Source organism: Rhizobium esperanzae, from assembly GCF_014197615.1.
GTDB classification, from domain to species: Bacteria; Pseudomonadota; Alphaproteobacteria; order Rhizobiales; family Rhizobiaceae; genus Rhizobium; species Rhizobium esperanzae_A.
This window is the reverse complement of sequence record NZ_JACIFY010000009.1, coordinates 150249-162796: the sequence shown is the minus strand read 5'-3', so window position 1 is coordinate 162796 and position 12548 is coordinate 150249. Positions and strand designations below refer to the sequence as shown.

Annotated in this window: 13 protein-coding genes; 6 read left to right on the top strand and 7 right to left on the bottom strand. The window is 61.9% G+C overall.

Translation table 11 applies throughout. The features are described from left to right. Window positions 1-61: 61 nt before the first annotated feature. Both GGD57_RS14170 and GGD57_RS14165 read left to right on the top strand, forming a co-directional pair. The gene (locus tag GGD57_RS14170) at window positions 62-1432 is read left to right on the top strand and encodes an amidase (RefSeq protein ID WP_184470692.1); all 1371 of its coding nucleotides are present in this window, start codon (window positions 62-64) and stop codon (window positions 1430-1432) included. A 65-nt stretch (window positions 1433-1497) separates the two neighbouring features. Beyond that, complete coding sequence (locus GGD57_RS14165) at window positions 1498-2358, top strand: TIM barrel protein (RefSeq protein WP_184470690.1); 861 nt, start codon at window positions 1498-1500, stop codon at window positions 2356-2358. A gap of 17 nt (window positions 2359-2375) precedes the next feature. Here the strand turns inward: GGD57_RS14165 and betC are convergent, their stop codons facing one another. Next, window positions 2376-3890, bottom strand: a complete 1515-nt coding sequence (gene betC, locus GGD57_RS14160) for a choline-sulfatase (RefSeq protein WP_184470688.1) — start codon at window positions 3888-3890, stop codon at window positions 2376-2378. Between the two features lie 95 nt (window positions 3891-3985). On the opposite strand from betC, the gene GGD57_RS14155 reads away from it, so the two are divergent. Continuing rightward, window positions 3986-4942 (top strand): choline sulfate utilization transcriptional regulator, encoded by a 957-nt coding sequence (locus GGD57_RS14155; protein ID WP_184470686.1) that lies wholly within the window; start codon window positions 3986-3988, stop codon window positions 4940-4942. Window positions 4943-5017: 75 nt separating this feature from the next. Here GGD57_RS14155 and GGD57_RS14150 read toward each other — a convergent pair whose 3' ends face one another. Beyond that, window positions 5018-5950 (bottom strand): hypothetical protein, encoded by a 933-nt coding sequence (locus GGD57_RS14150; RefSeq protein ID WP_184470684.1) that lies wholly within the window; start codon window positions 5948-5950, stop codon window positions 5018-5020. 552 nt (window positions 5951-6502) lie between these two features. On the opposite strand from GGD57_RS14150, the gene GGD57_RS29220 reads away from it, so the two are divergent. After that, entirely contained in the window at window positions 6503-6706 is a 204-nt protein-coding gene (locus GGD57_RS29220) for a hypothetical protein (protein ID WP_246713651.1), read from the top strand. A gap of 45 nt (window positions 6707-6751) precedes the next feature. Further along, on the top strand, window positions 6752-7546 hold the full coding sequence (locus tag GGD57_RS14145; RefSeq protein WP_184470682.1) for an HpcH/HpaI aldolase family protein: 795 nt from the start codon (window positions 6752-6754) through the stop codon (window positions 7544-7546). A 39-nt stretch (window positions 7547-7585) separates the two neighbouring features. Here GGD57_RS14145 and GGD57_RS14140 read toward each other — a convergent pair whose 3' ends face one another. Continuing rightward, window positions 7586-8266: a spermidine synthase gene (locus GGD57_RS14140; protein ID WP_184470680.1), complete on the bottom strand. Its 681-nt coding sequence runs from the start codon at window positions 8264-8266 to the stop codon at window positions 7586-7588. Window positions 8267-8504: 238 nt separating this feature from the next. Here GGD57_RS14140 and GGD57_RS14135 point away from each other — a divergent pair, with 238 nt between their 5' ends. Beyond that, the gene (locus GGD57_RS14135) at window positions 8505-8942 is read left to right on the top strand and encodes a VOC family protein (RefSeq protein ID WP_184470678.1); all 438 of its coding nucleotides are present in this window, start codon (window positions 8505-8507) and stop codon (window positions 8940-8942) included. Between the two features lie 19 nt (window positions 8943-8961). On the opposite strand, the gene GGD57_RS14130 is transcribed toward GGD57_RS14135, so the two are convergent. The 4 genes from GGD57_RS14130 to GGD57_RS14115 are packed head-to-tail and all read right to left on the bottom strand — an operon-like array spanning window position 8962 to window position 12515. Next, window positions 8962-9861 (bottom strand): ABC transporter ATP-binding protein, encoded by a 900-nt coding sequence (locus GGD57_RS14130; RefSeq protein ID WP_184470676.1) that lies wholly within the window; start codon window positions 9859-9861, stop codon window positions 8962-8964. Beyond that, window positions 9858-10661, bottom strand: a complete 804-nt coding sequence (locus GGD57_RS14125; RefSeq protein WP_184470674.1) for an ATP-binding cassette domain-containing protein — start codon at window positions 10659-10661, stop codon at window positions 9858-9860. Before GGD57_RS14125 ends, GGD57_RS14130 begins: the two co-directional genes overlap by 4 nt. Then, window positions 10658-11536 carry an ABC transporter permease gene (locus tag GGD57_RS14120; protein ID WP_184470672.1) on the bottom strand — a complete coding sequence of 293 codons (879 nt, stop codon included), beginning with the start codon at window positions 11534-11536 and terminating at the stop codon, window positions 10658-10660. The genes GGD57_RS14125 and GGD57_RS14120 overlap by 4 nt, the downstream gene beginning before the upstream one ends. A gap of 1 nt (window position 11537) precedes the next feature. Then, window positions 11538-12515: an ABC transporter permease gene (locus tag GGD57_RS14115; protein ID WP_184470670.1), complete on the bottom strand. Its 978-nt coding sequence runs from the start codon at window positions 12513-12515 to the stop codon at window positions 11538-11540. Window positions 12516-12548: the final 33 nt, after the last annotated feature.

The following is a 12548-nucleotide window of genomic DNA, read 5'->3' as shown; positions in this document are numbered from 1 at the left end:
TCTGGCTCGCCGGAATGATCCGGGATAATCGAGAGCATCATCTTTCGTCTGGATCGTCCCCATGAGCAAATCCTTCGGTGCGATGTCGGTCGCCCAGCTTTCCGTCCTCATTCAAGGCGCCGCCGCCGATCCGGTCGACGTGGCCGAGGCGGTCTTCGAATCCATCGCCAATTATGCCGACAAGGCTGTTTTCACCGTGCTGACCGAAAGCCGGGCGATGGAGGAGGCGCGTGCCTCCTCGAAACGGTTGCGGGAAGGGCGCTCGCTCGGATTGCTGGACGGTATTCCGATCGCCTGGAAGGATCTTTTCGACATCGAGGGCCTGGCAACGACGGCGGGCTCCGTCGTGCTGGCCGGGGATGCGCCGGCCGAGCGCGATGCGGCCGTCATCGATCTTCTCCGGCAGGCCGGCATGGTTGCCGTCGGCCGCACCAATATGAGCGAATTCGCCTTTTCCGGCCTCGGCATCAATCCGCATTACGGTACGCCGGTCAATCCGCGCGGCACCGATCTGCCGCGCATTCCGGGCGGCTCGTCCTCCGGCGCCGGTGCCGCTGTCGCAGCCGGGCTGGTGCCGGTGGCGATGGGCACAGATACCGGCGGCTCGGTGCGCATTCCCGCCGCCTTCAACGGCATTGTCGGTTACAAGGCAACCCGCGGCCGTCATGCGATGGAAGGCGTCTATCCGCTGGCAAAGAGCCTGGATTCGCTGGGGCCGCTCTGCCGCAGTGTCCACGACGCGGTCTGGATCGACGCGGCGATGCGCGGCCGGACGGCGCCTGAGGTCGTCGAGCGTCGCTTGCAGGGGCTGGAATTGCTGGTGCCTGAAAATATCGTCTTCGACGGGGCCGAACCCGGTGTCGTCGCCGCGTTCGAGGCCGCTTTGGAACGCCTTCAACAGGCCGGCGCCCGTGTTTCCCGCGCCGTCATTCCAGCCTTCAACGAGATTTTCGATCTGATGACGCGATATGGTCCGCTGGTGACGGCGGAGGCTTTCGCGCTTCACCACCAACGTTTGGCAGGACCGGACGCGGACCGTATGGACCATCGCGTCGTCATGCGCACCCGCCTCGGCGCCAAGACCACCTTGGCCGATTATCTGGCGATCCTCGAAGCGCGCAGCCGGCTGATCGCCGATGTCGAGCGTCTCGTCGGCGACCGGCTGATCGCCTTTCCCACCGTTGCTCATGTTGCGCCACCGATCGCACCGCTGCAGCAGGACGACGAGCTGTTTTTCGCGACGAATAACAAGACGCTGCGCAACACCGCGCTCGGCAATTTCCTCGACTGGTGCGGCGTTTCCATTCCCTGCGGCACCGGCCTGTCAGACATGCCGGTCGGTCTGCTTCTACAGGCGACAGCCAATCGCGACGAAGCGCTGCTCGGGATCGCTCTTGCCGCCGAGCCGGTCATTCGCGGCGATTTCGCCTGATTGGCGATTGAACCGCCGGGCTTTTGTTGCCATTGATGGCATGAGGAAATCCTGGAGGACGGCACGTGCAGATCTTGCAGAACGGACGTTTCGCGGTTTCGACATGGTCGCTGCATCGGCTGCTCGGCCCTGTCCATGGCTACAGCCCCGATCCTGATAAAAGTGCTGCGCCGAAAGAACCTTACGGTCCGGGCGCTGCTGAACTGATCGACATGCCGGCGGCGCTCGCAGCCCGCGGCATCCACCGGCTGGAGGTCTGCTCCTTCCATCTGCCGAGCCTTGAGGGCAGCTATATAAGCGAATTGCGCGATGCGATGACGGCCTCGAACGTGCTGTTCCAGACGCTGCTCGTCGAGGACGGCGATCCGAGCCATGCCGAGACGGCCGAACGCGACGTCAGATGGATGGCCGAGTGGATCGATATCGCCGCGGCCCTCGGAGCGCAGAAGATGCGCGTCATCGCCGGCAAGCAGAAACCGACCGAGGAAAATCTCAGCCGCGCCGCCCGTCACCTTGTCTGGCTGGGCGAACAAGCCGAAGGCAGTGGTGTGCGTGTCGTTGTCGAGAACTGGTTCGACCTCTTGCCGTCGCCCGTCGAGATGAACTGGCTGCTGGACCGACTGGGCGGCAAGATCGGCCTCAATGGCGATCTCGGCAATTGGGCCGCACCGGCGAAATACGAAGGCCTTGCCGATATCATGCGCCGGGCGGAAATCTGCCATGCCAAGGCCGATTACGGCGTTACCGGTCTCGATGCCGATGATTACCGCAAGTGCCTGGAGATGTGCGAGCGGGCCGGTTACGCCGGTCCCTTCACATTGATCTACGACTCGCCCTTTTTCCCCGACGAATGGGACGGCATCCTGCTGCAAAAGGCCTTCATCGAGGATTTCCTGCGCGAGGCGCCCACGCGCCGGACGGCTTAAACCGTGAGCCCCGCCGCTCATTCCTGGCGGGGGAACCTCTGGCTTTCCTCCAGCACGTTCAGATCCATGTGATTGCGCATATAGCGCTCCGAGGCCTTCTGCAGCGGCTGATGGTCCCAAGGATAATAGGCGCCGTTGCGCAGCGCCGCATAGACCACCCAGCGGCGCGCCTGGCTTTCGCGCACGGCCGCGTCGAAATCGGCAAGATTCCAGCGCCGGTGGGTCTGTTCGACAAGCCGCGCCAGGGTATCGGCATGGGCCGGCTTTTCCGCCAGATTGTCGAGTTCCTGTGGATCGGCTTCGAGGTCGAACAGCATCGGCGGATCCTTCTCGCAGAGCGAGAGCTTGTAGCGCCCGTCCCGGATGCAGACGAGGGGCGCTTCCGAACCTTCGGCGGCATATTCCATCGGCACCGGGCCGCGGCTGCCCGTGCCTGCGGCAAGCGCTGAAAGATCTTCACCCTCGGTCCATGGTTTCAACGAGGCGATATCGATTCCGGCAAGGGCAGCCAGCGTCGGCGTCACGTCGAGCGTGGAGACGGGCTGATCGATGCGCTGCGGCGTCCAGCCGGGTGCCGCAATCATCAGCGGAACCCGCGCCGATCCTTCGAAGAAGTTCATCTTGAACCACAGGCCACGATCGCCGAGCATGTCGCCGTGATCGGACACGAAGAGGATGATGGTGTTGTCGGCCATGCGGGTCCGTTCCAGCACGCCGAGAATGTCGCCGATCTTGTCGTCGACATAGGAGATATTGGCGAAGTAACCCCGCCTTGCCCGCCGGATCTCTTCCGTGCTGATGTCGAAAGCATCGTGGTCGCAGGCTTTCATCAGCCGCTGCGAGTGCGGATCCTGTCGCTCGAAGGCGATCGGCGCCACCGCCGGGTCGAGGACCGGGCAATCCGCATAGAGGTCCCAGAATTTGCGGCGTGCGACATAGGGGTCGTGCGGATGGGTGAAGCTGACGGTCAGGCACCAGGGCCGTTCGTCATGGCCGCGCGACAGATCGAACAGCTTGCGGGTGGCGTTGTAGGCGACTTCGTCGTCATATTCCATCTGGTTGGTGATCTCGGCAACGCCGGCGCCGGTCACCGAACCGAGGTTGTGATACCACCAGTCGATGCGCTCGCCGGGTTTGGTATAGTCGGGCGTCCAGCCGAAATCGGCCGGATAGATATCCGTCGTCAGCCGCTCCTCGAAACCATGCAACTGGTCGGGGCCGACAAAATGCATCTTGCCCGATAGCGCCGTCTGATATCCGCTGGCGCGCAGATGATGCGCATAGGTCGGAATGTCGGAGGCAAATTCCGCGGCATTGTCGTAGACGCGCGTCCGGCTCGGCAATTGTCCGGACATGAAGGACGCCCGCGCCGGTGCGCAGAGCGGACTTGCCGTATAGGTGTTGGCGAAACGCACGGAACGCTCCGCCAATGCTTTTAAATGTGGCGTATGGAGGAAATCGGCAGGCCCGTCGGGAAACAAGGTCCCGTTCAATTGATCGACCATCAGGATGAGAATATTCGGGCGGGCCATCCGGTTCTTCCTATGCTATTTGAAGATTTTATTGAAACGCCTATTCTCGCAGCTGTAAAGACGCCATTTTTCGATGGGTGATAAAAGGAATTTTTATGTCAGATCATCCGCTCGAACTTGGATGGATGCGGATCTTCGTCGAGGTCGCGCGGCTCGGGAGCTTTTCGCAGGCAGCAGTGCTTCTCGGCCTGACCCAACCAGCCGTCAGCTATCAGATCCGCCGGCTGGAAGAACAGTGCGGCGTCGGCCTGCTGCACCGTCAGCACCGCGGCGTGGCGCTGACGGCGGAAGGCGAGCGGCTTCTCGAGGTTGCCGCCAAGGCGGTCGGCGATATCGATGCGCTTGTCCGCAGTTTCCGGGCCGAAGCCCAAAGACCGATCGTTCGGCTCAGAACCGACTATGCCTTTTCATCGCTTTGGCTGATCCCGCGCATGGACGGCTTTCGTCTTCTTCATCCGGAAACGGATATACAGATCGTCGCCACCCAGAGGTTTGCCGCCGGTTTTCGCGACGAGGCGGATGTCGCCGTCGTTTTCGGTACGCAGGCGGAATTCGGCGCCATCGGTACTCTTCTGCTGCCGGAAAAGGTCGTGCCTGTCTGCACGCAGGGATTTCTCGACCGCAACGGCCCGTTCGATAATCCGAAACAGCTTGCCGAGGCGGTGCTGATCCATCTTGACACGCCGATGCCATCGCCCTGGTTCGATTGGCGCAGCTATTTGAGCGAATTCGCCGTCCTCCGAGATATTAATGCCGGCCGCGGCGATATCAGCTTCAATACCTATTCGCTGGTCGTCCAGGCTGCGCTGAGCGCCCAGGGCGTGGCGATCGGCTGGATGGGGCTCGTCGATAGGCTACTCTCCGCGGGCATGCTGGTCGAAGCCGGCCCGCCGCTCGAGGCGCAGGACCGCGGCTACTGGCTGGTGCCGCCGCGGTCTCCAAGCGCTCACAGCGAAGGGCTCGGTGCCTGGCTGATGGAAGAGGTCGGAAGGTCGGCTAGCTCGAGCCGCGCCTCACGACGGAAAGGCTCTGACGGCGGTTATTCCGGATAACCGTCGCCACATCCGCATGCTCACCGGACGCCTCGCAAGACATGGATATAGTTGAAGCCTTTTCGAGTCCGACTCTTAGCCGATTTTTCTCGTCACAAAGAAACTCATCGCAACTTTTTCGTCACCCTTTGGCATTGACGTGAACGGCGCTCGAAATTCCTTCAGTCCCAGTCCGTCCGTACGGATGTACTGGAGTTCCGCAAGGATTTCGAAGCCGCTCTCCTGCATCAGATTGATGTGATGGCTGCGCCACTTCCGATTTATCAGGTAGGGTCGTCGTCCACGCATCATCGTCCACGTCGGCGCGCTCAAAACCCAGTGCCCATTCCAGTCGCTTGACAGACCGTGAGATTGGAAGTCGATCAGGTGGGTCGCAAACCCTCCTGGCTTCAGCCACCGGGCAATAGCGATATAGGTATCAACGAGGTTGTCCACGTGCTCCATGACTGAATGCGTCATCAGCCAGTCAGCCACACCCGCCTGCAGTACGTTGAAATCGGTCCATGGTGCGACGAACTTTAATCGTTCGCTGCCATTCACGAGGTCCGCCTTCAGCGCGTCGATTGCCTCCGCACTGAGGCGCTGTTGCACGATTCCATCTATCCGATCCCAGGCAAAGTTTGTCGGTGACGGCGGAAAAAAGATGTCGCCCGATACGGTGTTATCCCAAAATGCGGCCCGCTCGCCGAAGAGTTCAATCAAACCGTTCAGGACTTCAAGATCGTGCTCGATGCTCCGGTGGTCTTGCAAATCCAGCCCGATGTAGGTGTCGACGCCCGCAAGCAGTGCGGCAAGCCCAACGCCAAGCGAACTTCCGGGGCCGACCTCGACCAATACTTCAGGTCTTTTGCCGTTCAGCCAAGGCGCTAGGTGACCGTAGTGGCGAAAGAAAAGGTCGTAACAGTGGCGCGCAGAAGCAGTGCCGCCTTCTACGTGCGTATTTCGCAGTTGCGGAAGGACAAAGGAACCCAGTCCCTTGGCCAGGGAGCGAAGTGCAATATGGGTCATGGCGCCACCTCTTTCATCGAAACTCCAGCACGGCAATGTCCGGCGTGCTCTACCCAGCAGAATTCGCGTGCAACATCATCAGAGACCAAAGAAAAGCCAAGCAATATGGGGTTCGGCCTTGGACTCGTTAGTTGAGGTTGTGCGCGGATCATAGTGATTGATGTTTTCACGAATCTAAAGTCATTCATTGGTCGTACAGCGATAATCACTATGACCATGGCTGGGTTGCTGAAGCGTATGAGAGGCTGCCTCAAAAAGAATTGAGTGATTTCAGCGAGTTGTGATTCCTTCGGATTGCGAGATTCGATGGAGTTCTTCCTCCCGTACTGGATCGTGGCTTGCTGGCGATCTATGCAACATGAGTAATAGAGAGGGCATTCGGTAAGTGGGCGGGTGTATCTCGTTCTCCTGGATGCCGCCGATCTGGGTGGCTAACAGCAGCCTTGCGGCTCACCACGCCTCAACGCCGACGTTTGTGCCCAGGAGAAGCCTTGTCATGAACGACGCCGGCCGCCATTGTGGGATCGAATCGATAGGGGAGGCGGCTGAAGCATGTGGCGAATGATCGGATATGTTCTCGGAGTGCTTATGATCATCTTCGGACTGATCTGGATCGGCCAGGGAAGTGGCTATTTCCCCTATCCGTCGTCCAGCTTCATGATCAGGCAAACGATCTGGATCCTTTGGGGAGCCATCCTGGCGGGACTGGGAGTCGTGGTCATGATCGTCCTTCCGCGGCTACACCGGAGAGGATGAGGCCGTGAACGCTTCTGATCGAGCCAATGAACTGAGGAGAACGGCATGAGCGCCGCTGAAATCGATGGTTTCGCGGCACGGATCAGGAACCATCAGGCCGGCATGATCTCCGCCTGGGTGGGTATTCCGGACGCCACGCTCGCCAACCACTTGGCGCAGGAGGCTTTCGACGCCGTCGTGCTGGATATGCAGCACGGTATGTGGGACATGCCGGCAGCAGCAAACGCTGTCGGCCAGGTGCGCCTCGCCGGCAAACCAGCCTTGGCGCGCATACCGGTCGGCGATTTCGCTTCCGCCTCGCGTCTGCTAGACGCCGGCGCCTCCGGCATCATCGCGCCAATGATCAATTCGGCCGAAGACGCGCAAGCCTTTGTCGGGACCACGAAATATCCACCGCTCGGCGAGCGCAGCTGGGGACCGTCTCTGGCGCTGAACCACACTGGCCTGTCCGCCGACGATTATCTGAAAAACGCTAACGCGCTGACCGTCGCCATCGCCATGGTCGAGACCCGGGCGGCACTTGAGGCAATCGATGCTATCCTCGGCGTGACCGGCATCGACGGCATCTTCGTCGGTCCGTCCGACCTTTCGATCGCACTATCGAATGGCGATCAGGTGGCGCCGAACGCCGCGGAGATTGACAGCGCCATGCAGCATGCGGTTTCGCGCTGCCGCGCCCATGGCAAATTCGCCTGCGCCTATGCCGCCGACGGCGAGCGGGCCGGCGAATTGCTGAAATTCGGCTTCGATCTGGTCATTGCCGGCGCCGAGACTACGCAACTGCGCGCCGGCGCTCGCCGCGCCATCAACGCCGCGCGGAGGATCGCTTCCGGCAGCTGATCGCGGCGACGCCACCCCATTCATTCAGGAGCATGTTCGTCAGCGGGCCGGCTTCACCGCCAGCCAGATGACATGGCGGGCGCCGCCCCGTTTGCCGTTGGCGCGGGTGTTGACGACGTCGACGGAAAAGCCGCTGTCCTTCAGACGGCGGGTGAAATCGGGGTCCGGGCCGGACGACCAGACGGCGAGCACGCCGCCGGGGCGAAGCGCGTCGCGAGCGGCACGAAGGCCGGCGAAATCGTAGAGACGATCGTTGGATTTGCGGGTCAGGCCATCAGGGCCGTTATCGACATCGAGCAGGATCGCGTCATAGGCGGCCTTGCCGGCGCGGATTGCCTCGCCGACATCGCCTTGATGGATGCCGACGCGGGGATCGTCGAGACAGCCCTTGAAGACTTCGGCCATCGGCCCGCGCGCCCAGGCGACGACGGCCGGCACCAGTTCGGCGACTGTGATGCCGGCATCTTCGGGCAGGACGGCGAGAGCGGCGCGCAGCGTGAAACCCATGCCGAGGCCGCCGATCAGCATCTTCGGCTTCGGGTGCGCCTTGATCCGCTCCCAGGAGAGCGTTGCCAGCGCTTCCTCCGAACCGCTGAGGCGGCTGTTCATCAGCTCGTTGGCGCCGAGCATGATCGAGAATTCGCTGCCGCGCTGCTTCAGTCTGAGTTCACCGCCTTCGCCGGGAATGGTCGCAGAATCGAGCTGGATCCAGGGCAGCATGACGGTTTCGCCTCAGTTGAAAGAACCGTCCCCTAGCATAGGGTGACGAGCGGGGCCAGTCGGGAGGCATCACCGTTCGAAAACGGAACGGCGGTTTGAGACGGCCCGCGATTCAAGCTTCTGATGTCGATAGCAGCGAACTAGGTTTGGACGGTTGTCGGCGTCCGGGCTCCTCAACCGTCCTTTGTTGGACGAGGCGCTGCCTCGTGATTGCAACGACACTTTGGAGATTGGAAACATGGCACTCAAGCGGATGGACAATGTAGGCATCGTCGTCGAAGACCTCGCAGCAGCGATCGATTTCTTTGGCGAACTCGGCCTCGAACTCGAAGGACGGGCCACGATCGAGGGGGAATGGGCCGGACGTATCACTGGACTGGGCGATCAGCGTGTCGAGATTGCCATGATGCGCACGCCTGATGGCCATATCAGGCTCGAGCTCTCCCGCTTCCTCATGCCTGCTGTCGTCGCAGATCACCGCAACGCTCCGGTCAACGCGCTCGGCTATCTCCGCGTCATGTTCACCGTTGATGACATCGACGACACGCTTGAAAGGCTTCGTGCGCGTGGCGCGCAGCTCGTCGGCGAAGTCGTCCAATATGGAGACACATATCGGCTCTGCTACATCCGCGCGCCCGACGGGCTTCTCCTCGGTCTCGCCCAGGAACTCGGCTGAGGTGCAATCAAAGGAGTCGTCAGATCATCCGCATGAAATGATCTGGCTCCACTTCGACGATCTCGTCCTGCGGCGTGGCTGAACGGCGGCGGATATTCTCCACCTCCTCAGGCCTCAGCCGGGCTTTCGGGTCTTCGAAGCGGACATCGGGATCGGGCACGGCCGAGAGCAGCAGCCTGGTATAGGGATGCTGCGGATTGTCGATCACCCCCGCGGTGCTGCCCCATTCGACGATCTGGCCGGAATACATCACGGCGATATCCTCGGCGACGTAACGGGCGGTGGCGATATCATGGGTGATGTAGAGCAGCCCGAGATTCATCTCCTGCTTCATCTCGTTCAGCAGATTCAGTACGCCGAGGCGCACCGAAACGTCGAGCATCGAGGTCGGCTCGTCCGCGACGATCACTTCCGGCTTGACGGCGAGCGCGCGGGCGATGTTGACGCGCTGGCGCTGGCCGCCGGAGAGCTCGTGCGGATATTTCGGCGCGACGAGATCGGGATCGAGCCTGACGCGCTGCAGGAGTTCGCGCACCGTGGATTCAATATCAGCCCCCTTAATGTCGGGGCGATGCAGCTTCAGCGGACGCTTGAGGTGGTGAGCGATCGTGTGCGCCGGGTTCAGCGAGGCGAAGGGGTCCTGGAAGATCATCTGCACCGAACGGCGGTAGCGGGCGATCTCGTCCGCCTTGGCGTCTTCGACGGGGCGGCCCTTGTAGAGGATCTGCCCTGAGGTCGGCTGATATTCGCGCATCGCCATGCGGGCGCAGGTGGTCTTGCCGCTGCCGGATTCGCCGACGAGCGCAAGCGCCCGGCCGGCCCGTAGCGAAAAGGAGATGGAGCGTGCGGCGTGGACAGCTGATGTGCCGTGGCCGAAAGTCTTCGTCACCTTCTCGAGGGCGAGGATGGTTTCGCTCATAGCAGCACGCCTCCGTGAAGCGAGGGGAAGGAGGCCCAGAGCTTTTTCGTGTAGTCATGCTGCGGCGTCTTGTAGATCGCGCCGGCATCGTTCTGCTCGACGAGCCTGCCTGCGAGCATGATGCCGATGCGATCGCAGAACTGCACCATCAGTCCGAGATCGTGGGTGATGAACAGAACGGAGAAGCCGAAGCTGCGGCGCAGCTCGTTGATGCGCTGGAGGATCTCTCGCTGGACGACGACATCGAGCGCCGTCGTCGGTTCGTCCATGACGACGAGCTTCGGGTCGAGCGCCATGCAGATGGCGATGACGATGCGCTGGCGCATGCCGCCGGAAAACTGGTGCGGATAGTCGCGCATGCGGTCCGGCGCGATGTCGACGAGCTTCAGCATTTCGGCGGTGCGTTCACGGGCTTCCGCGCGGCTCATGCCCTTGTGGGTGCGCAGCACGTCATAAAATTGCCTCTCGATGCGCAGCACCGGGTTCAGCGAATTCATGGCGCTTTGGAAGACCATGGCGACCTCGCGCCAGCGGAAAGCGCTGAGCGCCTGCCGGTCGAGGCCGAGCACGTCGCGGCCGTCGAGCAGGATGCGGCTCTCCTTGCGGATCAGCGCCGGCGGCTTGTGCAGGCGGCTGATGGCAAAGGCGATGGTGCTCTTGCCGCAACCGGATTCGCCGGCAAGGCCGAAGACTTCGCCCGGCGCGACATCGAAGCTGACATCGTCGACGGCGCGGAAATCCTTCTCCTCGCCGATATAATCGATGGTGAGGTTTCTCACCGAAAGCAGTGGCTGCGTCACAGGCGGCCCTCCCCTGAACGGACGAGCAGCGACCAGCGCTTCAGGTGATTGCCGGTGCGCAGACGCGGATTGGCGATTTCGTCGACGGCGAAATTCAGCAGCGACATGCCGATGCCGAGGAAGGCGAGCGCGAAGCAGGGGGTGAGGATATCCCACCAGGCGCCGACCGAAAGGGCGGAAGCTTTCTGGGCATTGTAGAGCATCGTGCCCCAGGAGATTGCTTTGGGATCGCCGAGCCCGAGGAATTCCAGCGTCGCTTCGGTGATGATGGCGAAGATGACGCTGCCGATGAAGTTGATACCGACGATCGAAATGACGTTGGGGAAGATCTCGAAGCTCATGATGCGCCATTGCGGCTCGCCCATCATCTCGGCCGATTTGACGAAATCCTTGTGCTTGACCGAGAGCGTCTCGGCGCGGGTGACGCGTGCGCCCCAGGCCCAGGAGGTGGCGCCAAGGATTAGGGCGATGACGAGCGGGCTCGCCTGGCCGATGAAGGCGGCAAGCACCAGGAGCAGCGGCAGGTTGGGTACGACCAGCACCATATTGGTGAAGAAGCTGATGACCTCGTCGGTCTTGCCGCCGCGATAGCCGGAGATGATGCCGAGCGCGGTGCCGACGAAGGTGATCAGCAGGCCGGCGCCGAAGCCGACGGCAAGCGAGGTGCGAGCGCCGTAGATCAGCCGGGCGAAGACATCCTGGCCGATGCGGGTGGTGCCGAGAATATGATCGAGCGACGGCGGCTGATGCGGTCTGCCGGTGCGGGCGGCGGGATCATATTGCGTCAGCAGCGGCGCCGCGATCGCGATGATGACGATGAAGGCGATGATGACGAGGCCGATCAGCGCCTTGCGGTTTCGAAGCAGGGTTCTCATCTCATGCTCCCTTCAGCCGCGGGTCGAGGGAGATATAGCTGACGTCGACGATGAAATTGGCGATCAGCATGGTCGCGGTCATGATCAGGAGTTGGCCCTGGATGACCGGGTAGTCGCGGGCGAGGATCGCCTGGTAGAGAATGTTGCCGAGGCCGGGATAGTTGTAGACGACTTCGGTCACCAGCGATCCGCCGAGGATGGTGCCGATGGCGATGGCAAGGCTCGAGACGGTCGGCAGCAGGGCATTGCGCGCCGCATACCAGAGCATCACATGCCGGTCGGAAAGGCCCTTGGCGCGGGCCATGACGATATAATCCTCGCCGAGCAGGTTGATCATGTTGTTGCGCATGGTGACGGTGAAGCCGCCGATCAGCACGGTGCAGAGCGTCACCATCGGCAAGATGCCGTGATAGGCGACGCTGCCGATATAGTGCAGGCTGAAGGCCGGATCGAGCGACGGGTCGGCGGCATAACCGTTCGGAAACCAGCCGAGCGTGAAGCCGAAGATGAAGAGCACGATCAGAGACGTCACGACGGCTGGTACGGAGGTCGCGAAGATCGCGCCGACGGAGACGATGACGTCGAACCGGCTGCCGCGTCGCCAGGCGGCGAGGATGCCGAGGAAGGTTCCGAGCGCGAAGCTGACGATCGTCGCCGTTCCCATCAGGCCGACCGTCCAGACGAGGGCATGGCCGAGCACCGAGGTGACGGGCAGCGGAAAATATTTGATCGAGCGGCCGAGATCGCCGGTGAAGATGCTGCCGAGATAGGTGAGATATTGCTGCCAGAGCGGCCCGTCGACGAAACCGAAGGTCAGCTTCAGCGCCTGCAGGCTTTCCGGCGGCAATTCGGTGCCGGCGCTCGAGAACATGATCTGCACCGGATCGCCCGGCATCAGACGCGGCAGGAAGAAGTTGATCGTCGCTGCCGCGATGAAGGCCGCCATGTAGAAGACGAGGCGGCGAAAGAGGAAAGCCATGGGAACTCCGTCGTGACAGGAGCGGCGCTTCGG

What these genes read in the sequence shown, in the direction of transcription:
- GGD57_RS14120 (WP_184470672.1), bottom strand. Translation starts at nt 11,536, where the DNA reads ATGAGAACCCTGCTTCGAAACCGCAAGGCGCTGATCGGCCTCGTCATC.
- GGD57_RS14150 (WP_184470684.1), bottom strand. Translation starts at nt 5,950, where the DNA reads ATGACCCATATTGCACTTCGCTCCCTGGCCAAGGGACTGGGTTCCTTT.
- GGD57_RS14135 (WP_184470678.1), top strand. Translation starts at nt 8,505, where the DNA reads ATGGCACTCAAGCGGATGGACAATGTAGGCATCGTCGTCGAAGACCTC.
- GGD57_RS14115 (WP_184470670.1), bottom strand. Translation starts at nt 12,515, where the DNA reads ATGGCTTTCCTCTTTCGCCGCCTCGTCTTCTACATGGCGGCCTTCATC.
- GGD57_RS14170 (WP_184470692.1), top strand. Translation starts at nt 62, where the DNA reads ATGAGCAAATCCTTCGGTGCGATGTCGGTCGCCCAGCTTTCCGTCCTC.
- GGD57_RS14155 (WP_184470686.1), top strand. Translation starts at nt 3,986, where the DNA reads ATGTCAGATCATCCGCTCGAACTTGGATGGATGCGGATCTTCGTCGAG.
- betC (WP_184470688.1), bottom strand. Translation starts at nt 3,890, where the DNA reads ATGGCCCGCCCGAATATTCTCATCCTGATGGTCGATCAATTGAACGGG.
- GGD57_RS14140 (WP_184470680.1), bottom strand. Translation starts at nt 8,266, where the DNA reads ATGCTGCCCTGGATCCAGCTCGATTCTGCGACCATTCCCGGCGAAGGC.
- GGD57_RS14130 (WP_184470676.1), bottom strand. Translation starts at nt 9,861, where the DNA reads ATGAGCGAAACCATCCTCGCCCTCGAGAAGGTGACGAAGACTTTCGGC.
- GGD57_RS14145 (WP_184470682.1), top strand. Translation starts at nt 6,752, where the DNA reads ATGAGCGCCGCTGAAATCGATGGTTTCGCGGCACGGATCAGGAACCAT.
- GGD57_RS29220 (WP_246713651.1), top strand. Translation starts at nt 6,503, where the DNA reads ATGTGGCGAATGATCGGATATGTTCTCGGAGTGCTTATGATCATCTTC.